This window comes from Nocardia exalbida NBRC 100660 (genome assembly GCF_000308575.1).
Taxonomy (GTDB): domain Bacteria; phylum Actinomycetota; class Actinomycetes; order Mycobacteriales; family Mycobacteriaceae; genus Nocardia; species Nocardia exalbida.
In genome coordinates this window covers 23869-42527 of the sequence record NZ_BAFZ01000069.1, presented here as the reverse complement: position 1 = coordinate 42527, position 18659 = coordinate 23869, and the positions used below count along the sequence as shown (strand labels likewise).

17 protein-coding genes are annotated in these 18659 nt (G+C 68.8%); 9 read left to right on the top strand and 8 right to left on the bottom strand.

Features of this window, described 5'->3' with window-relative positions; all coding sequences use genetic code 11:
- Positions 1-94 precede the first annotated feature (94 nt).
- Both ON29_RS17030 and ON29_RS17025 read left to right on the top strand, forming a co-directional pair.
- Positions 95-1405: an NAD(P)/FAD-dependent oxidoreductase gene (locus tag ON29_RS17030; protein ID WP_040867431.1), complete on the top strand. Its 1311-nt coding sequence runs from the start codon at positions 95-97 to the stop codon at positions 1403-1405.
- 62 nt (positions 1406-1467) lie between these two features.
- Positions 1468-2124 carry a hypothetical protein gene (locus ON29_RS17025; RefSeq protein ID WP_245548989.1) on the top strand — a complete coding sequence of 219 codons (657 nt, stop codon included), beginning with the start codon at positions 1468-1470 and terminating at the stop codon, positions 2122-2124.
- A 33-nt stretch (positions 2125-2157) separates the two neighbouring features.
- Here the strand turns inward: ON29_RS17025 and ku are convergent, their stop codons facing one another.
- On the bottom strand, positions 2158-3132 hold the full coding sequence (gene ku, locus ON29_RS17020; protein ID WP_040867429.1) for a non-homologous end joining protein Ku: 975 nt from the start codon (positions 3130-3132) through the stop codon (positions 2158-2160).
- A 7-nt stretch (positions 3133-3139) separates the two neighbouring features.
- Positions 3140-4240 carry a lycopene cyclase family protein gene (locus tag ON29_RS17015; RefSeq protein ID WP_040867428.1) on the bottom strand — a complete coding sequence of 367 codons (1101 nt, stop codon included), beginning with the start codon at positions 4238-4240 and terminating at the stop codon, positions 3140-3142.
- Between the two features lie 457 nt (positions 4241-4697).
- On the opposite strand from ON29_RS17015, the gene ON29_RS17010 reads away from it, so the two are divergent.
- Positions 4698-6908, top strand: coding sequence for an MMPL family transporter (locus ON29_RS17010; RefSeq protein ID WP_051175308.1), 2211 nt, complete (start codon positions 4698-4700; stop codon positions 6906-6908).
- A gap of 102 nt (positions 6909-7010) precedes the next feature.
- Complete coding sequence (locus ON29_RS17005) at positions 7011-7811, top strand: hypothetical protein (RefSeq protein WP_157172813.1); 801 nt, start codon at positions 7011-7013, stop codon at positions 7809-7811.
- A 39-nt stretch (positions 7812-7850) separates the two neighbouring features.
- On the opposite strand, the gene ON29_RS17000 is transcribed toward ON29_RS17005, so the two are convergent.
- Positions 7851-8615: an SDR family oxidoreductase gene (locus tag ON29_RS17000; RefSeq protein ID WP_040867426.1), complete on the bottom strand. Its 765-nt coding sequence runs from the start codon at positions 8613-8615 to the stop codon at positions 7851-7853.
- A 167-nt stretch (positions 8616-8782) separates the two neighbouring features.
- Here ON29_RS17000 and ON29_RS16995 point away from each other — a divergent pair, with 167 nt between their 5' ends.
- The 3 genes from ON29_RS16995 (at position 8783) to ON29_RS35915 (ending at position 11013) form a co-directional block, all read left to right on the top strand.
- Positions 8783-10414, top strand: a complete 1632-nt coding sequence (locus ON29_RS16995; RefSeq protein ID WP_040867444.1) for an ABC-F family ATP-binding cassette domain-containing protein — start codon at positions 8783-8785, stop codon at positions 10412-10414.
- 81 nt (positions 10415-10495) lie between these two features.
- Positions 10496-10726: a helix-turn-helix domain-containing protein gene (locus ON29_RS16990; protein WP_040867425.1), complete on the top strand. Its 231-nt coding sequence runs from the start codon at positions 10496-10498 to the stop codon at positions 10724-10726.
- 113 nt (positions 10727-10839) lie between these two features.
- On the top strand, positions 10840-11013 hold the full coding sequence (locus ON29_RS35915) for a hypothetical protein (RefSeq protein ID WP_157172812.1): 174 nt from the start codon (positions 10840-10842) through the stop codon (positions 11011-11013).
- Between the two features lie 96 nt (positions 11014-11109).
- On the opposite strand, the gene ON29_RS16985 is transcribed toward ON29_RS35915, so the two are convergent.
- The 3 genes from ON29_RS16985 to ON29_RS16975 all read right to left on the bottom strand — a co-directional run bounded on the left by ON29_RS16985 (position 11110) and on the right by ON29_RS16975 (position 13388).
- On the bottom strand, positions 11110-12039 hold the full coding sequence (locus ON29_RS16985) for an MvdC/MvdD family ATP grasp protein (protein ID WP_245548988.1): 930 nt from the start codon (positions 12037-12039) through the stop codon (positions 11110-11112).
- A gap of 44 nt (positions 12040-12083) precedes the next feature.
- Positions 12084-12539, bottom strand: a complete 456-nt coding sequence (locus tag ON29_RS16980) for a hypothetical protein (protein ID WP_040867420.1) — start codon at positions 12537-12539, stop codon at positions 12084-12086.
- Between the two features lie 342 nt (positions 12540-12881).
- Positions 12882-13388 (bottom strand): cupin domain-containing protein, encoded by a 507-nt coding sequence (locus tag ON29_RS16975; RefSeq protein WP_040867417.1) that lies wholly within the window; start codon positions 13386-13388, stop codon positions 12882-12884.
- Between the two features lie 71 nt (positions 13389-13459).
- Between ON29_RS16975 and ON29_RS16970 the strand changes: the two genes are divergently transcribed.
- Both ON29_RS16970 and ON29_RS16965 read left to right on the top strand, forming a co-directional pair.
- Positions 13460-13966, top strand: coding sequence for a MarR family winged helix-turn-helix transcriptional regulator (locus tag ON29_RS16970; protein WP_174371832.1), 507 nt, complete (start codon positions 13460-13462; stop codon positions 13964-13966).
- A gap of 160 nt (positions 13967-14126) precedes the next feature.
- Positions 14127-14921: a hypothetical protein gene (locus tag ON29_RS16965; RefSeq protein ID WP_040867416.1), complete on the top strand. Its 795-nt coding sequence runs from the start codon at positions 14127-14129 to the stop codon at positions 14919-14921.
- A 14-nt stretch (positions 14922-14935) separates the two neighbouring features.
- Here ON29_RS16965 and ON29_RS16960 read toward each other — a convergent pair whose 3' ends face one another.
- Both ON29_RS16960 and ON29_RS16955 read right to left on the bottom strand, forming a co-directional pair.
- A complete protein-coding gene (locus ON29_RS16960; RefSeq protein ID WP_040867442.1) occupies positions 14936-15514 on the bottom strand; it encodes a TetR/AcrR family transcriptional regulator in 579 nt (192 codons plus the stop codon).
- A 292-nt stretch (positions 15515-15806) separates the two neighbouring features.
- Positions 15807-18626 carry an aconitate hydratase gene (locus ON29_RS16955; RefSeq protein WP_040867414.1) on the bottom strand — a complete coding sequence of 940 codons (2820 nt, stop codon included), beginning with the start codon at positions 18624-18626 and terminating at the stop codon, positions 15807-15809.
- Positions 18627-18659 lie beyond the last annotated feature (33 nt).

The window sequence follows — 18659 nt, the reverse complement described above, 5'->3', positions numbered from 1 at the left end:
GGTTTCGGATCACTCCGGGCGGGAATCGCGTCGGGGAGCTGACGCCGAGGAGGTCTTCGTGCCGGATGGGAACACAGCGGGCCCGCAGCGGGTCGTGATCGTCGGAAGCGGGTTCGCGGGGTTCACCTGCGCCCAGAAGCTTTGCCGCATTGTGGCGAAAGCGAAACGGGACGTCGAAATCGTCCTCGTCACACCCAATGACTACCTGCTCTATACGCCCTTGCTGCCGGATGTGGCGGGTGGACTGATCGATCCCCGGTTCGTCGCCATCTCGCTGGCCGATTCGCTGCCACGGGTCCGGCTGGTGGTCGCGAACGCTCGGTCGGTCGATCTGCAGAACAAGACGATCACGGTGGCCAGCGAGCATCATCCGCCGAAACAGCTGTCCTGGGACCGGCTGGTGCTCACGCCCGGGTCGGTCACCCGCCTGTTCGACATCCCGGGCCTGGCGGAGCACGCGCGCGGACTCAAGACTGTCGCCGAAGCGCTGTACCTGCGCGAGCAGTTGCTGCGCCAGCTCGAGCTCGCCGACGACGAAGAGGACCCCGAGGTGCGGCGGGCGCGCCGCACCGTGGTCGTGGTGGGGGCGTCCTACGCGGGCACCGAACTGATCGCGCAGTTGCGCGCCCTCGCCGACACCTACGCCGCACGCCGCGGCTTCGACCCCGCCGAAGTGCGTTTCGTTCTGCTCGACACAGCCCCGAGGGTGATGCCGGAGGTCGGCGAGCGGCTCAGCGACAAGGTGCTGCAAGTACTGCGGAAACGAGGCATCGAGATCCGGCTGGAGACCTCCCTGTCGAAACTCGACGAGAACTCGGTCGTGCTCACCGACGGAACGGTCGTCCCCACCCACACGGTCGCCTGGGTGACGGGTGTGACGGGCGCGCCGGTGCTGGGCACGCTCGGCCTGCCGCTGGAGAAGGGCCGCTTGGTCGTCGACGCGAAGCTTGGCGTGCCCGGCCATCCGGACGTGTTCGCGGGCGGTGACGCGGCCGCGGTGCCGGATCTGACCAAGCCCGGCCGGATCACCCCGCCCACGGCCCAGCACGCGACACGGCAGGGCAAGACACTCGCCAGGAACGTCGCCGCCAGCCTGGGTATCGGCACGGCCGCCGACTACAAGCACCGCGACCTGGGACTGGTCGTGGACCTCGGACCGCGCTTCGCGGTCGCGAACCCGATGGGCCTGCGGCTCTCCGGCTTGCCCGCGAAGGCGGTGACCCGCGCCTATCACACCTTCGCCGTGCCGAGAGCGGTCAACCGCTGGGCGATCACGGTCTCCTACCTGACCATCGCGGTGACACCGCGGCCCCTCGCCTTGCTCGGACTGGTCAGCCACGAGGAAGCGAGCTTCGGCAGCAGTGAGGGCATCACCGGGCCTTCGGGAGCAGCAGGAGGCGCCTGAGAGCGTCTCCGCTATCACTCCTGGGCTTCCTGCCCGCCCGTCGCGTCGCTCGGATCAAACGCGTGCGCGAGACCGCGCACAGCGGAGATGATGCGGAGGTGGACGAGGTGACGTATCGGCGATCGCGAGCCGGGTTGCACGCGGTCGCGGAGTTGTTGATCGCCGGGCCGCAGTACCGACAGTTCGGCACCATCCGGTTGGGGGTTGCGCGGGGAGGCTTCGGGGGAGTGCGGTGGCCGGTATCGGTGGTCGGGGACGAGCTGGTGTGGCCGGAAGGGCGTGCCCGGCTGGCGGGGACCTTTCGGGAGGTTGCCAGGGCCGCGGGTTTCGAGCCCGGGCCGCCGGAAGGGGTGTACCCGGCCACAGCGGGCGTCGATCCCGATGCGGCGATCGAGGTGGATCCCTCGGCAGCCGGGCTGATCGAAGACTGGCTGGCGCTGGGTGACAAGGCGCTGCGCTGCCTGGCGCCCGATGTGACACCGGTGCTGTGGCCGGAGCATTTCGACCTGGCGAGCACGATCGATGAGGTGAACTATGGGATATCGCCGGGAGACGACGCCCACCCCGGCCCGTACGCCTACATCGGACCGTGGACCCCGCGAACCGGCGATTTCTGGAACGCGCCATTCGGCGCACTCAGGCCACGCGGCGCGGTGAACACCGTCGCGGCACTATTGGAGTTCTTCGAAGAAGGCCGGCGGCGCGCGGCGCGGGACTGACTCGGCCCCTCGGTCGCGGCCTCGCTCCGAGCCTCAGGCGCCTTTGCGAGCCGGAGCCTTCTTGGCGGCCTTCTTCGCGGGGGTCTTCTTCGCCGCGCTCTTGGAGGCCGTGCTTTTGGATGCGCTGCTCTTGGCCGCGCCGCTCTTGGCTCCGGCGCTCTTGGTCGCGGCCTTCTTCGCGGTCTTCTTCGGCTCGGCCTCTGCCCCGTCGCCGCCGGCCGTCCGGCGTCCACTGGCCTCCAGGCTGCGCTGCAGCGCGGCGACCAGATCGACCACCTCGGCGTCCATTCCGGCCGGCGCGAGTTCCGGCTGCTCGGGCACCTTGCCGGTGCCGCTGGCGATCGCCTCGTCGAGCAGGCGCTTCAGTTCGATCTGATACTCGTCGGTGAACTGCTCCTGATCGAAGTCGTCGGACATCGCCTCGACGAGCGTCTCGGCCATCTTGATCTCCTGCGGGCGCGGGTCGGCGACCCCGTCGAGGGATTCGAAGTCGACGGAACGGACCTCATCGGGCCACAGCAGCGTCTGCAGCACCAGGATGCCGTCGCGCACGCGCAGCGCGGCCAGCCTGGTCTTCTGCCGCAGCGTGAAGTTCACCAGGGCGGTGCGTTCGACCTTCTCCAGCGTCCGCGCCAGCAGGACATAGGCCTTCGGCGTGCTGGAGTCCGGTTCCAGGTAATAGCTCTTCTCGAACAGGATCGGGTCGATCTGCTCGGACGGCACGAACTGCAGCACCGGGATCTCGTGCTTCTCCGCCACGGGCAGTTTCGCGAAGTCCTCGTCGCTCAGGACGACCTTGTCGCCGTCCGGGGACTCGTAGGCCTTGTCGATCTCGGTGTACTGGACGGATTGACCGCACACGGTGCAGACGCGGTCGTACTTGATCCGGCCTCCATCCTTGGCGTGCACCTGATGGAACCGGATGTCGTGGTCCTCGGTGGCGGTGTACACCTTCACCGGAACATTCACCAGCCCGAATGCGATCGAGCCCTTCCAGATCGATCTCATGTTCCCATCATGGCCGAAGCCCTCCGACCTCGCGCGCGAACCGGAAACCGAGTGTCGCAACCGCGACACGCCGACGTAGCCGTACCGGCAGAGCCGCGAAGAGCGAACTCATCGCCGTGACCGTGCCCGCCAGGTCCGTGCGGCCGGACAGATACGCGCGCTGTGCGGCCGGGGGCAGGGTGAAGAACGTGTCGAAGAACAGCGGGAGGTCCTCCGGTGGCAGCGCAAGCAGCGCCCGCAGACCGGCGCTGCGCAACCGGTGGACGACGCGCGCCGTGGCCGGCCACACGTTCTGCCCCGCCGCCATCGCGTCGGCCGCGGCCAGCGTGGCGCCGACGCTGTAACCGGTCGCCGGGTGCAGGAAGCCGCCCGCCGCCCCGAACCCGCGCGGCCCCGGACGGCCTCCCTGGACGGGAAACCGGACGTGCTCCACGGGCTCGTCACCGGTGAGCCGGATGCCCCGCGCGCCGAGCCGGTGGCGCAAACGGGCGCGCAGTTGCGCGCCCGTCAACGCGGGGCGGCCGGCCAGGCAGGTCTCCTCGAGCAGCATCCGCTCGTCGTCCAGCGGGACGGCGTAGAGGAACGAAGGCGGCGTGCCGGGGGCGGCGCCGTTGTCCGGCCGCCAGTCCATGAACAGCGGGTCGAGACCAGCGCAGCGTCCGGCGTCCACGATGACGCCGTAGGCGGTCTGCTCGGCTCGTGCGGGGGAGCGGGCGAGTCCGCGCGCGTCGATCACCCTGCCGCCGGTGATCGTCGCGCCGGAGGCCGTGGTGACGCGTTCGGGAGCGATGTCGACCGCGCGGTCGGCGACGACATATGCATCGGACAGGTGCAGCGAGGCCTGCAACCGCGCGGTGTCCAGCACGACGTACGGGCGGTCCAGCCGATGCGCGCGCGTTCCCCAGGCCAGCGGCTGGGACACCGTCGCCGCGACGACCTCCGGCGCCAGCCAATCCGGCAGTTCGTCGGCCCACGCCGCGTACGTCGCGGTCCACCTGCGCTCCGGCGCGGGATCCAGCACGGTGACCGTGAGCCCGCGCGCTACGGCGCGGTGTGCGAGGGCACGACCGGCGGGGCCGAGGCCGCACACGACCAAGTCGGGCCTCACTTCCCGGCCGTTCGGATTCGCGGGGCTGCGATGCGATGCATGGTCCGAGCCTCTCATCCGCTCGCTCGACAAGGGTGCGGCCACCGCGTCGAACTCGCTTCGGGCGGATCTCGTGAGGGATCACCGGGACGCTGCTGGTGGGGCGGCGGCGATCTCAGGGCTGTACTGGCTCGAGGTCCGGCGCGCGGCGGAATTCTTCGCGAACACCGTCGCGGCGATCCGGCTGCGCAGCGTACAGCAGCGACTCGCGCCGACGGAATGTGTTCGCGCTCACCGTAGTTTGTCGCGCGTTGCTAGGATGCCGGGGCGCTGGCGCACGCACCCGGCCCCGGTGCCGAGTGCGCGGTGTCGGCGCACCGGTGCGCCGCGGATGGCGCGCCGGCAGGTTGCCGACCGGCGACCGCTGGAGCTCGCAGAGCGAAAGCGGTTGGACCGGAACGAGTTAGGGGTAGACGCAGTGTTCGAACTGACCAGGCGGCGCAGCCGGTGGATCCTCGCCGTGTTCGTGGTGCTCGCACTGGCGATGGGCACGCTGAGCGCGACGCTGTTCGACAAGGTGCAGGGCGGCGGGTACATCGACCCCGGTAGCGAGTCGAGCCGGGCGACGGCGGTGCTGCGCGATACCTTCGGCCAGGCCACCCCGAATTTCGTGCTGCTGGTGCAGACTCGCCGGTCGGTGGACGACGACGCCGCGGCCACCGCGGCGACCAATCTGGTCACCGAGCTGAAGTCGGTGTCCGGCGTCGCGGGCGTCACGTCGTACTGGACCGACAAATCGCCCGCGCTGCGCAGCACCGACGGCACCAAAGGGCTGATCGTGGCCAGCATCCTCGGCGAGGAAGCCGAGGTCGACCAGCGGGTGGGTGAGCTGGCCGACCGCTTCGGCGGCGCCCACGGCCCGCTCGACGTACGGGTCGGCGGCTACGCGATGCTGCTGCACGAGACGGTGCAGCAGAGCGAGAAAGACGTCGTGCTCGGCGAATCGATCGCTTTCCCGATCACGCTGATCGCACTGCTGCTGGTGTTCGGCGGTCTGGTCGCGGCCAGCCTGCCGCTGGTGGTCGCGATGATCACGGTGATGATCACGATGGGCGCGCTGTGGCTGATCGCGAGCGTCACCGACCTCGCGGCGACCGCGACCAACGTCGCCACGCTGCTCGGCCTCGGTCTGGCGATCGACTACAGCCTGCTGATGATCAGCCGCTACCGCGACGAACTGGTGGCCGGTCAGCAGCCCGGTGCCGCGGTGGCCGCGACCATGCGCTCGGCCGGCCGGACCGTCTTGTTCTCGGCCGTCACCGTCGCTGTCGCCTTGTCGGGCCTGCTGTTCTTCCCGTTGCTGGCCGTGCGGTCGATGGGTTACGCGGGTCTGGCCGTCGCGGTGATCGCCGCGACGGTGTCGCTGACCGTGCTGCCCGCGATCCTGTTCCTGCTCGGCGCCAAGATCGACAGCGGCCAGTTGTGGTGGTTCCTGCGCGCCGCCCGTCCCGCGCCCGGCGAGGGAGCCTGGCACCGCCTGGCGCGGTTCGTGATGATGCGACCCGTGCCCATCGGGCTCGCGGTGACCGCCCTGCTGCTCGTGCTGGGCGCGCCGTTCCTCGGTGTGCAGCTCGGCTTCCCCGACGAACGCTCCCTGCCGGAGTCGATGAACAACCGCCAGGTCACCGAGATCATCCAGCGGGACTTCGCGGCCACCGAACAGAACGGGTTGTTCGCGGTGCTGCCCGAAAGCGCCTACAGCGCCGCCGGATTGGACGCTTACGCCAGGGAACTGTCGGAGATCGAGAACGTCCGCCGGGTCGACACCGCCACCGGCAGCTACAGCCACGGCGGTCTGCTCGCCGCGCCCACCGCCGCCCACGACGGTTTCCGCGCCGAGAACGCCGCCTATCTCTCGCTGATCCCGGACACCACCGACCCCACGGTGCTCGACCGGATCGCCGACGACGTGCGCGCGACGCCCGCCGCCTCGGAGGTGCTGGTCGGCGGCGTTGCCGCGGCCAACGCGGACGCGATCGGCGCGGTGGTCTCGGCGCTGCCGTACGCGCTGGCCTTCGTCGTGCTGATCATGGTGGTGGTGCTGTTCCTGCTGACCGGAAGCGTCGTGCTGCCGCTGCTGGCGGTGGTGCTCAGCTTCCTGAGCCTGACGGCCACCTTCGGTGCGCTGGTCTGGATCTTCCAGGACGGGCACCTGTCGGGTCTGCTCGGATTCACCGTCACCGGCGATCTGCCGCCCACGGTTCCGGTCATGCTGTTCGGCGTGGCGTTCGGCCTCGCCATGGACTACCAGGTGTTCCTGCTGGCGCGCATCCGGGAGGAATACCAGCGCACCAGGTCCAACGCACTGGCCGTCACTTCCGGCCTGGAGCGGATCGGCCGGATCGTCACCGCCGCCGCGGTGCTGATCTCGCTGGTCTTCCTCGGTTTCCTCGCCTCCGACATCACCTTCATGAAGGCGTTCGGCATCGGCCTCCCGCTGGCCGTCCTGGTGGACGCGACCCTGGTGCGCGGCTTCCTGCTGCCCGCCGCGATGGAACTGCTCGGCCACTGGAACTGGTACGCGCCCGGTCCGCTGGGCAAACTGCACCGGCGGTTCGGCATCGAAGAGGGGCCTGCCGCTGCGGCGGTCGCGGGTCGGGAGGACTGGCTCCAGCCCGCGCGGCTCTGAGCCACGGCGACCGAACGCGCCCGATCGGGTAGGGTCTCTCGGGCAGCGCCGGGGAGGCCCACACGGGGTGGGACGGCTGCCGAAAGTGTGGAGGGCGACCCGATGACCTACCCGTCCGGTTCCGGATTCGGCGGCGAAGGGGACTACGGGAAATCGGACCAGGCGCGGCAAGCGCCGGACTGGGGAAGCATGTCCCCGCCGAGCGCGTACCCGATGCAGGCATGGGAGACGCCGCCGCAACCGCCCGCGCCCGAGCGCCGAACCGGCGTGATCCTCGCGCTGGCGGTCGTCGCGGTCGCCGTGCTGGGGGCGGTCGGTATCGGCGTATCGGCGAATTCGCGCGTACAGGGTCACGCGCAGGCCGCCACGTCCGCCGAGGCGACCACCCGCGCGGGTGGCGTCACCAGCCCGCGGCCCGCGGCTCCCGCGCCGGGCGGTACGCACCCTTCGCCGGGCAGGCTGAGCTATACCGAATTCGCGAAGGACTGGGATTTCCGGTTCGATCGCGTCGAGTTGCACGCCGACTGGGTCGACGGCCGTGACCACGCCGACTGCCACCCCATCGAGGTGGCGGGCAAGCTCACGAGCCTCGGCTGCGGCTACGCGGCGGAGCTGGTGTATCGCGCCGAAGGCGGCGCGCTCATGCTCACCCAGTTCGTCCTCGGCATGGCCGACCGGAGCCGGGCCGCCGCGGCCAAGGATCGGTTCACCGACGCGGACCTCACCCTGCGTCCCGGCAGCTACATCAAGGGCTACGCCACCGGCAAGTGGAAGGACGGCAGCGAGAAGGAATTCGTGGTGGTGACGCTGGCGACGGCCACCGGCGCGGTCGACCCCGCGACCGTCGAGAGGTACCTGCGCTACCGGCATGCCGACACGGTCGGCGCACTGGCCTTCCGGTAGCGCAGGGCGGCCCGATGCGGACGGCCGTCCCGCCTGGGGTCAGATCCCGCCGGTGGAGAGCAGTCCACCGTCCACGCGCACCGTCTCGCCGGTGATCCAGGCCGCCTCGTCGGAGACCAGGAAGCCGATCAAGCGCGCCACGTCCTCAGGACTGCCCAGTCGCTTCATCGGGTACACGCTCGCGGCGCGCTCTTCGTCCGACGAGTACAGCGCGTCGGCGAATTTCGTCTTGATCACGCCCGGCGCGACCGCGTTCACCCGGATCTTCGGCCCGAGCTGCCAGGCGAGTTCCCCGGTGAGATGGATCAGCGCGGACTTGGACGCACCGTAGGCGGCGATCACACCGGTAGAGCGGATGCCCGCGACGCTGGCCACGTTGACCACGGCGCCGCCGTGATCGCGCATCCACGCCCGGTACGCCTCCTGGATGTAGCCGAGCGCCGCGACCACGTTCACGTCGAAGATCTTCCGCACGGCGTCCAGGTCGGCCTCCATCAGGGAGCCGTAGACCGGGTTGATGCCGGTGTTGTTGATCAGGACGTCCAGCGAACCGAACTCCGTGACCGCGCGCTCGACCGCGGCCGCCCGATCCTCGGCGACGCCCGAGTTGCCCGCCAATGCCACGACCTGACCCTGGTGGCCCAGCTCGCGCAGCTCCGCGGCGGCCTCCTCCAGCGGCTCCTTCTTCCGCGCGGTGATCAGCACGTTCGCGCCGCGGCCGAGCAGCTCCGCCGCGACCGCCTTGCCGATGCCCCGGCTGGCTCCTGTGACCAGAGCGCTCTTGCCCAACAGATCGGTACTCATGGCATCGCACCGTAGCGCAGCCGATCGCCCGAGCCGTTACCGCCGTCACATGCGGGGTGCTGGTATGGGGGAGCACCCCGCGGCCCGGGTAAAATCGGTGGTTCTTGTGCGCGTCGGGTCGCACAGTCGAGCACGCGCCCAGCCCCACGATCCGCAAGGAGAAGTTTGTGATCACCGCGACCGACCTGGAGGTCCGGGCCGGAGTCCGCACCCTGCTGTCCGCTCCCGGACCGGCGCTACGGGTACAGGCGGGCGACCGGATCGGGCTGGTCGGACGCAACGGCGCGGGTAAGACCACCACGCTGCGCATCCTGGCCGGCGAGGGCGAGCCGTACGCCGGGAAGATTCTTCGCTCCAGCGACATCGGTTACCTGCCGCAGGACCCGCGCGAGGGCAACCTGGACGTGCTGGCCCGCGACCGGGTGCTGTCCGCGCGCGGCCTGGACACGCTGATCCGTGAGATGGAGAAGCAGCAGGCGCTGATGGCCGAGGTCGCCGACGACAAGGAACGCGAGAAGGCGGTCCGCAAGTACGGGCGGCTCGAGGAACGTTTCTCTGCGCTCGGCGGCTACGTCGCCGAGAGCGAGGCGGCGCGCATCTGCCACAGCCTCGGTCTGCCCGACCGGGTGCTCGGTCAGTCGTTGCGCACCCTGTCCGGTGGTCAACGGCGCCGAATCGAATTGGCGCGCATCCTGTTCGCCGCTTCCGACGGCAGCGGCGGGCGCTCGGACACCATCCTGCTGCTGGACGAGCCGACCAACCACCTCGACGCCGACTCGATCACCTGGCTGCGTGGCTTCCTGCAGAATCACGACGGTGGCCTGATCGTCATCAGTCACGACGTGGAACTGCTCGCCGACGTGGTGAACAAGGTGTGGTTCCTGGACGCGGTGCGCGGCGAGGCCGACGTCTACAACATGAGCTGGAAGAAGTACCTGGACGCACGCGCCACCGACGAGCAGCGCAGGCGCCGTGAACGCGCGAATGCCGAGAAGAAGGCGAGCGCGCTGCGCGCCCAGGCGGCCAAACTGGGCGCCAAGGCCACGAAAGCGACTGCGGCGCAGAACATGGCCAAGCGCGCCGATCGCCTGCTGGCCGAACTCGACGACGTACGCGTCGCCGACAAGGTCGCCCGGATCAAGTTCCCCGAGCCAGCGGCTTGCGGCAAGACGCCGCTGATGGCCGAGAACCTGACCAAGGTCTACGGCTCGCTGGAGATCTTCACCGGCGTCGACCTGGCGATCGACCGCGGCAGCCGGGTGGTGGTCCTCGGGCTCAACGGCGCGGGTAAGACGACGCTGCTGCGCCTGCTGGCCGGAGTCGAGCAGCCCACGGCGGGCGGTTTGGTGCCGGGCCACGGGCTGAAGATCGGATATTTCGCCCAGGAACACGACACCCTGGACGACAACGCCACCGTGTGGGAGAACATCCGCCACGCCGCTCCCGACGCGGGCGAGCAGGATCTGCGTGGCCTGCTCGGCGCGTTCATGTTCTCCGGTCCGCAGCTCGACCAGCCCGCGGGCACCCTCTCGGGCGGTGAGAAGACCCGTCTCGCGCTGGCCGGTCTGGTCTCCTCGGCGGCGAACGTGCTGCTGCTGGACGAGCCGACGAACAACCTCGACCCGGTGTCGCGCGAGCAGGTGCTCGACGCCCTGCGCACCTACGCGGGCGCTGTGGTGCTGGTGACCCACGACCCGGGCGCAGCGGAGGCGTTGTCTCCGGAACGCGTGATCCTGCTCCCGGACGGGACAGAAGACCATTGGTCGGCCGAATATCTGGAACTTATTCAGCTCGCGTGAGTTTCATCACAGGAACCCGTTGATCATGGCCTCCTGAGTGCTTAGCCTGGAAAGACGCTGCTCGGCGACTCGGAGGAAGCCATGAGCGACAGGCCACAAAGCAAGGCCACATTGGGTAAGGGCACACGCGTCACCGGGAAGTCCCGCGATCGCCTACAAACCCAGCTGAAGAAACAGTACGAGGCGGGTGCGAGCATCCGGTCGCTGGCGCGGTCCACCGGCCGCTCCTACGGCTTCATCCACAATGTGCTGGTGGAGTCGCATGTGCAGCTCCGCAGCCGGGGCGGAGCCAATCGCCGCAAGGGCCAATAGGGCCGTAACGGCGCAAGGGATTCGCGCCGCGAGGGCCGTCCGCACGTGGGGACACGTGGCCGACGGAAGCAACCGCGCGGTGCGGAACCCTGCTGCCGTGGATCCTGGTCAGCTTGCCCGGCCACGGATCAGGCGCGCTCGAAGCACTCGACCGGATCGACGTCGACGTCACCGAACCGAATGCTTGTCTCACCGAGCTGTTCGGCGGCGTCGATGCCCGGATGGTCGGTCTCCTGGTGACGGGCCGATATCGGTCGCAGGCGCAACACAATCCGGTGCCGGGGTGAGGCCGGTCGAGCCGGTGTCGTAGTACCGGCCCGCCATGGCCCCGCTGGACAGGCGCGGGCCTGTGCGAGTGCCCGCGTCCGGCGCGGAGGACGAACTCAGTAGCCTGCCACCATGCCGTCGCCGTCCACCAGCAGGTTGGCCAGGCTGCGGAAGATCGGCAGACCGGTCTTGATCTCCAGGTAGGCGAACTGGCCCTGCGGGTTGACCTCGAGGAAGTAGTACTCGCCGTCGCGGCCGAGCCGAATGTCGAGCACACCGAAGGACAATCCGAGCGCGCCCATCAGCGTGGCCAGTGACTTGCTCACCGAGGCGGGCAGGTGGTCGGGCACGAAATCGACCGACGTGTCCAGCCGGGAGTCGACCTTGCCGACGCCCGCCTGCGAGTCGATGCGCACCGTCCATTCGACGCCGTCCACCCAGACCACCCGCAGATCGCAGGTGGCGTCGATGTAGTCCTGGAAGGTGGTCGGCGCCGAACGGATCGCGTCCAGCCTGGCGAAATCGTCCTCGGAGATGATCCTGGTCTCGGCGAACTCCGCGCGGCTGGTGCCGGTGCGTTTGTAAACGACCGGGCCGGGCCGGGATTCGACGAAGCTGCGCGCCTCGTCCGGATCGTTGGTGATCAGCGTTTCCGGCACCGCGAACCCGGCCCGCAACGCCGTTTCCAGTTGCACGATCTTGCGTCCCGCGGTCCGGTCGGCCCCCGGGTCGTTGACCCAGTGGGCGGGGATGGACCAGAGCAGTCCCTGGATGAACCCGTCGCACTCGGCCTGGCGAAAATCGTTGTCCGAGGCGCGGACACCCGCGGGCACCCGCGCGGGGTGCGGGCGCCGCCACCACACCGACCGGACGTCGTCGAGGCCGATGACGTGCGACAGCGAGCGTGCGGTGCCGAGCCGGTCCAGCCGGAAGCTGCCGGACTCGCGGGGGAAATCACGCAGGTCGAGCTGGATCGGGCCGAGCCCGTAGTGGTCTCGCAGCGTCGCCGCCATCGCGGTGGCGTGTAGATCATCGGATTCGGACACGATCAGGACCGAACCGCGCCGGCGTGCGGCCATCCGCCTGCCGCTCAGTCGAGACTGTCGCAGTTGATGCCGTCGTCGCTGCCGTTGATCGATTTGGTCTGGCAGTAGGTGAACGTCGCCCCGCCCGAGCCCGGGCAGTCCACGAGTTGCAGCCGGTCGGCCCAGGTTTCGGTGAGCTGACGCAGCTGCTCGTCACCGAGCGCCTCCGACGGCGACTCCGGAATGGTCATCGGCCGATCGACCAGGTCGATGCGCAGCCTGCGGGTGAAATCGGCGGTGGCGCCCGCGCGGATGTCCACCAGTACCGGACGGCCGTCCTGATCGGTCCGGGGTGCCGCGGAATCGACCACGCGCAGGACATCGGACCGACTGAACGTCCACGTTCCCTCGGCGACGCGCACGCTGATCTGCCGGTCCGATTCCGCGACCAGCAAACCCTGGAGCGGAGGAACACGGTCATCCTTCGGCGTCGTCCCGGGAAGGTGGATTGCGTCGGTCATAGCCGGTTCTCCGATCTGCTCACGATTTGCCACGACCCCCAAGCGTGTGAGCGATCATATCGCGACGAGGGGCCCTATCGGCTCGTATCGCGAGATTTCCCGGCCTGTGACAAACCGAATTCCGATCCATAACGGCCGAGCGCCGAAAGTTTTCCGGTAGGTTGGAAATACTTACAGCGCAATCATGGAGCTGTTCTCCTATGCCGCGCGGCCGGTGTCCATAGCCCGATAGTGGCGGCTGTGCATTTGTACTTTCGCGCCCCTGGCCCGCCGGGTGTGACCGCTTCCTGAGCGATTCACGCGGATCCGCTCGCGCGCAGTCGGATCCGGAGGCCCTGTCCGCTATCGGTCCCGATTCGCGTTGCGCTCCGCCCACCAGGCGGGCGCGTCGATGAAGTGGTTGTCGAACTCGTCTTGGGCGGCAGCGAGATCGGTCATCGTGGACTCGCCCGCGGCGATCCGTTCCAATAGCCGGAAGTACTCGAAACGCTGCACGCCAGGGGTGAGCGCGATCAGGATCCGCGCCGTGCTGTCCGGTGTGGCGCCGAAGGCGTGCGGCATGAATTTCGGGACCACGATGGAACCGCCCGCGCCGACGGTGACGATGCGGTCGCCGGCCAGCAGTTGCAGTTCGCCCTCGGCGACGTAGAACAGCTCGTCGGAACGCGTGTGATAGTGCGGCGCCGCGCCGTCCGCGCCGCGTTCCATGTTCACCTCGAGCGTGCTCAGCCCGCCGCCGGCCTCCTCGGCGTCGATCAGCAGGCGCAATGTGACCGACGTGGTGCGCAGGACTTCCGCGTCCTGCGGCTGCCGGATCGCGACGTCCTTACGGGGAGCGGGGATGGTCATCGGAATCTCCAACTAGTTCGGTGATTGATAATTCGCTCCCGAACTATAACTTGCCGAATAAGATCCTGTCCATGACCGAGCGAAGAACGGACGCCGTGGACGCCATCGTGGCGCAGTGGGAGCGCGAACGGCCGGACCTCGATCTCGAGGCGATGGGCGTGGTGGGGCGCCTGGGCAGGCTGCTGGTGGTGGCCCAGCGTGAGATCGAGGCGGTATTCGGCAAGCACGGACTGCAGCGCGGCGAGTTCGATGTGCTTGCCGCGCTGCGTCGTTCGGGCGAGCCGTTCGAACTCAACCCCTCGGTGCTCGCCGACACGCTGATGCTGTCCCGGGCGGGTATGACCGGACGGCTGGACCGGCTGGAATCGGCGGGGCTGGTACGGCGCGTCGCCGACGCCCAGGACCGCAGGGCAGTGCGCGTCGCCCTCACCGCGGCGGGGCGGGAACTGGTCGACACCGTGGTCACCGAGCACACCGCGAACGAGACGAGGATGCTGTCGGTGCTCACCGCGGGGGAACGGACAGAACTGGACCGAATCGCGCGAATCCTGCTGACCAGTATGGAACCGGACGCGTAGTCGCGGTAGCTCGCGCACCCCTCGATCCGCCGAATCGCGCTCTACATGGGAGAACTCGGGCTGCGATGAGGTAGCCCGATACTCGTGTCCGGGGGGCGCCGCAGGTCTACCTTGAGATTCCGTACCGAAGGGGTCGGTGCGGTTGTGCAAGGAGGCCACGATGATCGACATCATCACTCTCCGCGGCACCGGCGAGCCGCGCAACTCCGACGGAACGCCCGCGGGCATGCTGCACGACGTCACGAAACTACTCGACACCGGGAAGTTCAGCTGCTTCGAACCGGATTGGCCCGCGTCGGTGGGGCCGGTGCCCGAGGCGTGGGGCCCTTCGCTGGAGACGTCGGTGCGGCTCGGCGTCGCCGCCGGGGTGAAGGCGATCCAGGACTCGCCGAATGTCTGCGGCCTGCTGAGTTATTCGCTCGGCGGTATCTGCGCCAGCCGGATCCTGGAGGGCGTGCACGCGGGGAAGTACGAGAACACGAACGGCACGCCGCTGGAGATCGCTTTCGTGGTGAACATCGCCAACCCGCTGCGCCGTGCCGGGCAGTCGGTCGGGAATCTCTGCCCCGCTAACACATTCGGCCTGCACGGGCAGCGTGGCGCGTGGCCTGCCTCCGTCGCGGTCCGCGAGTACGCCAACCCCGGCGACATCATCACCGCGTCACCGGGCAATTCGCCGTTGCGCGTCATCGACGTGGGCATCTCGCCGTTCTCCTTCGTGGAGGGCGCCCGCATCGGCGACGTCGCACCGCTGATCTTCGCCGAACTGCTCGAGATCCTGCTGCACGACCCGATCGGCAACCTCGACCGCTACACCGCGGCGGTCCGCGGCGTCGTCGGCTACCTCACCCCGTGGCCCTACGGCCAGCACGTCCTCTACAACAACCAGCACATGCCCGGGACGAACGTCCCGTGGACCACGCACGCCGCCGAGTACATCAATACGACGTACTGAGATCTCGTACCGGCCTAAAGACCCGGAGAGGCGGGGGAGCGGACCGACGCCTCGACGAGATCCAGGACGGCGGAGAGGTTCTCGTTGGTGTGCCCGGAGGCGATCCGGGCGATCAGCCCATCGAGGACCAGATCGAGGTAGCCGAGCAGGACGTCGGTGGGCACGTCGTCGCGCAGTGCGCCCGCGGCCTTGCGGCGTTCCAAACGGGCCAGGGTGGCGGCGGTGAGCTCGGCCGAACGCTGGGTCCAGCCGGCGCGGAATTCGGGATCGGTGCGCAGCCGCCGCGCGATCTCCAACCGCGTTCCGAGCCAGTTGAACTGCTCGGGATGGGCGAGCATGTCGCGCATCACCTGCACGATGCCCTGGTTGGCCGCGACGTCGGCCATGCGTTCGGCGTCCTCCTGGGCGAGGGCGAGAAACAGCGCGTCCTTGTCGCGGAAGTGGTGGAAGATGGCGCCCCTGGATAGCCCGATCTCCTCCTCGAGGCGGCGCACGGTGGCGCCGTCGTAGCCGTATTCGGCGAAGCAGCGGCGTGCTCCGTCGAGAATCTGGCTGCGCCGGGCGGCGAGGTGATCGTCACTGACCTTGGGCATGGGATCCTCCAGCGGGGGATACACGGAACCCCGCGTCGGCGGTGCGCCGACGCGGGGGTTCGCACAGTACGAGCGAGGCGGGTAGTGATCCGAACGGCCGTGACGGCGGTGTCCGGAGCACTGGCTGGGCAACCTGGGTGCTCATGGTTCGGCCGCAGCTCGCGCAATGGCGACTCCGCGGGGAGCCAGTGCTACGAGCGACGTTCACGCCCGTCTCGTGTTCGCGTGCCCGAAGCGCATACGCCGCGGGCGCGGGTTTCCGGCGCGCAAACACGAGACTTCGAGGGCGCGATCAGGCCTTGATCATGTTGCGCAGCACGTACTGCAGGATGCCACCGTTGCGGTAGTAGTCCGCCTCACCGGGGGTGTCGATCCGCACCACCGCGTCGAAGGTGATCTTGTCACCGTTCTCCTTGGTGGCGGTGACCTTCAGGGTCTTCGGGGTGACACCCTCGTTCAGCTGGGTGATGCCCTCGATGTCGAAGGTCTCGGTGCCGTCCAGCTTCAGCGACGCGGCCGACTCGCCCGCGGGGAACTGCAGCGGGATGACGCCCATGCCGATCAGGTTGGAGCGGTGGATGCGCTCGAACGACTCGGTGATGACGGCCTTCACGCCCAGCAGGCTGGTGCCCTTGGCGGCCCAGTCACGCGAGGAGCCCGAACCGTACTCCTTGCCGCCGAGCACGACCAGCGGAATGCCCGCGGCCTGGTAGTTCTGCGACGCGTCGTAGATGAACGCCTGCGGGCCACCCTCCTGGGTGAAGTCGCGGGTGTAACCGCCCGAGACGTCGTCGAGCAGCTGGTTGCGCAGCCGGATGTTGGCGAAGGTGCCGCGGATCATCACCTCGTGGTTGCCGCGGCGCGAGCCGTAGGAGTTGTAGTCCTTGCGCTCGACGCCGTTGGCCTCCAGGTACTGGGCGGCCGGGGTACCGGGCTTGATGTTGCCCGCCGGGGAGATGTGGTCGGTGGTGACCGAGTCGCCGAGCAGCGCGAGCACCCGGGCGCCGTTGATGTCGGTGACCGGCTGCGGGGTCTGCGGCATGCCCTCGAAGTACGGAGGCTTGCGCACGTAGGTCGACTCGGCGTCCCACTCGAAGGTCTTGCCCTCCGGCGTGGGCAGGCCGCGCCAGCGCTCGTCGCCCCGGAACACGTCCTTGTAGTCCTCGAGGAACATGTCGCGGCTGATGACCCGGTCGATGGTGTCCTGGATCTCCTGCGGCGAGGGCCAGATGTCCTTCAGGAAGACATCGTTGCCCTCGGTGTCCTTGCCCAGCGGGTCGTTCTCGAAGTCGAAGTCCATGGTTCCCGCGAGCGCGTAGGCGATGACCAGCGGCGGGGAGGCCAGGTAGTTCATCTTGACGTCGGGGGAGATGCGGCCTTCGAAGTTGCGGTTACCCGACAGCACCGCGGTGACGGTGAGGTCGTTGTCGTTGACCGCCTTGGAGATCTCCTCCGGCAGCGGGCCCGTGTTGCCGATGCAGGTGGCGCAACCGAAGGCGACCAGGTTGAAGCCCAGCTTGTCCAGGTACGGCCACAGGCCGGCCTTCTCGTAGTAGCCGTTGACGACCTGCGAGCCCGGCGCCATGGAGGTCTTCACCCACGGCTTGCGGGCCAGGCCCTTGTCCACCGCGTTGCGGGCCAGCAGGGCCGCGCCGATCATGACCGACGGGTTGGAGGTGTTGGTGCAGGAGGTGATCGAGGCGACCACGACCGCGCCGTGGTCGAGCACGAAGTCGCCGTACTCCTCGGTGGAGACCTTGACCGGCTTGCTCGGGCGGCCCTGCGCGCCGTTCGCGGCGGACGGCGTGAAATCGGAGCCGTCGTCGGCGAAGGACAGCACGGCCGGGTCACTGGCCGGGAAGGACTCCTCGACGGCCTCGTCCAGCTTGCTGTGCGGGGTGTCGGCGGCGGGGCCGCTCTCCGCGTCGCTGGTGTAGTTGTGGATGTCCTTGCGGAACGCGATCTTCGACTCCGACAACAGGATCCGGTCCTGCGGCCGCTTCGGGCCCGCGATGGACGGCACCACGGTGCTCAGATCCAGTTCGAGGTACTCGGAGTAGGCGGGCTCGGTGTCGGGATCGTGCCAGAGGCCCTGCTCCTTGGCGTACGCCTCGACCAGCGCGACCTGCTCGTCGGAGCGGCCGGTCAGGCGCAGGTACTCGACGGTCACCTCGTCGATCGGGAAGATCGCCGCGGTGGAACCGAATTCGGGGCTCATGTTGCCGAGGGTGGCGCGGTTGGCCAGCGGCACCTCGGCCACACCCCTGCCGTAGAACTCGACGAACTTGCCGACCACGCCGTGCTTGCGCAGTATGTCGGTGACGGTGAGCACGACGTCGGTCGCGGTCACGCCGGGATTGATCTCACCGGTCAGCTTGAAGCCGACGACGCGCGGGATCAGCATCGAGACGGGCTGGCCGAGCATGGCCGCCTCGGCCTCGATGCCGCCGACACCCCAGCCGAGCACGCCGAGGCCGTTGACCATGGTGGTGTGCGAGTCGGTGCCGACGCAGGTGTCGGGGTAGGCCTGGCCGTTGCGGACCATGACGACGCGGGCCAGGTGCTCGATGTTCACCTGGTGCACGATGCCGGTGCTGGGCGGGACGACCTTGAAGTCGTCGAACGCGGTCTGGCCCCAGCGCAGGAACTGGTAGCGCTCACCGTTGCGCTGGTACTCGATGTCGACGTTGCGCTCGAAGGCGTCGGCGCGGCCGAAGACGTCGATGATGACGGAGTGGTCGATGACCATCTCGGCGGGGGCGAGCGGGTTCACCTTGTCCGGGTCGCCGCCGAGGGTGGCCACGGCCTCGCGCATCGTGGCCAGGTCGACGATGCAGGGCACGCCGGTGAAGTCCTGCATGATGACGCGGGCGGGCGTGAACTGGATCTCGGTGTTCGGCTGCGCCGACGGATCCCAGCTCGCGATGGCGCGAATGTGATCGGCGGTGATGTTGGCGCCGTCTTCGGTGCGGAGGAGATTCTCCGCGAGGACCTTGAGTGCGTAGGGGAGTTTCTCGGTGCCGGGCACGGCGGAGAGGCGGAAGATCTCATAGGAGTTGCTTCCCACCTCGAGGGTGCCCTTGGCGCCGAAAGTATCGATACTTGTCGTCACGTCAGCTCCACTCGTCTGTGAGGGCGGCCGCCG

Excerpts from the sequence above, each read along its gene's own strand:
- ON29_RS16970 (WP_174371832.1), top strand. The coding sequence starts at position 13,460 with ATGACCGAGCGAAGAACGGACGCCGTGGACGCCATCGTGGCGCAGTGG.
- ON29_RS16980 (WP_040867420.1), bottom strand. The coding sequence starts at position 12,539 with ATGACCGACGCAATCCACCTTCCCGGGACGACGCCGAAGGATGACCGT.
- ON29_RS16965 (WP_040867416.1), top strand. The coding sequence starts at position 14,127 with ATGATCGACATCATCACTCTCCGCGGCACCGGCGAGCCGCGCAACTCC.
- ON29_RS16990 (WP_040867425.1), top strand. The coding sequence starts at position 10,496 with ATGAGCGACAGGCCACAAAGCAAGGCCACATTGGGTAAGGGCACACGC.
- ku (WP_040867429.1), bottom strand. The coding sequence starts at position 3,132 with ATGAGATCGATCTGGAAGGGCTCGATCGCATTCGGGCTGGTGAATGTT.
- ON29_RS16975 (WP_040867417.1), bottom strand. The coding sequence starts at position 13,388 with ATGACCATCCCCGCTCCCCGTAAGGACGTCGCGATCCGGCAGCCGCAG.
- ON29_RS16960 (WP_040867442.1), bottom strand. The coding sequence starts at position 15,514 with ATGCCCAAGGTCAGTGACGATCACCTCGCCGCCCGGCGCAGCCAGATT.
- ON29_RS17000 (WP_040867426.1), bottom strand. The coding sequence starts at position 8,615 with ATGAGTACCGATCTGTTGGGCAAGAGCGCTCTGGTCACAGGAGCCAGC.
- ON29_RS17005 (WP_157172813.1), top strand. The coding sequence starts at position 7,011 with ATGACCTACCCGTCCGGTTCCGGATTCGGCGGCGAAGGGGACTACGGG.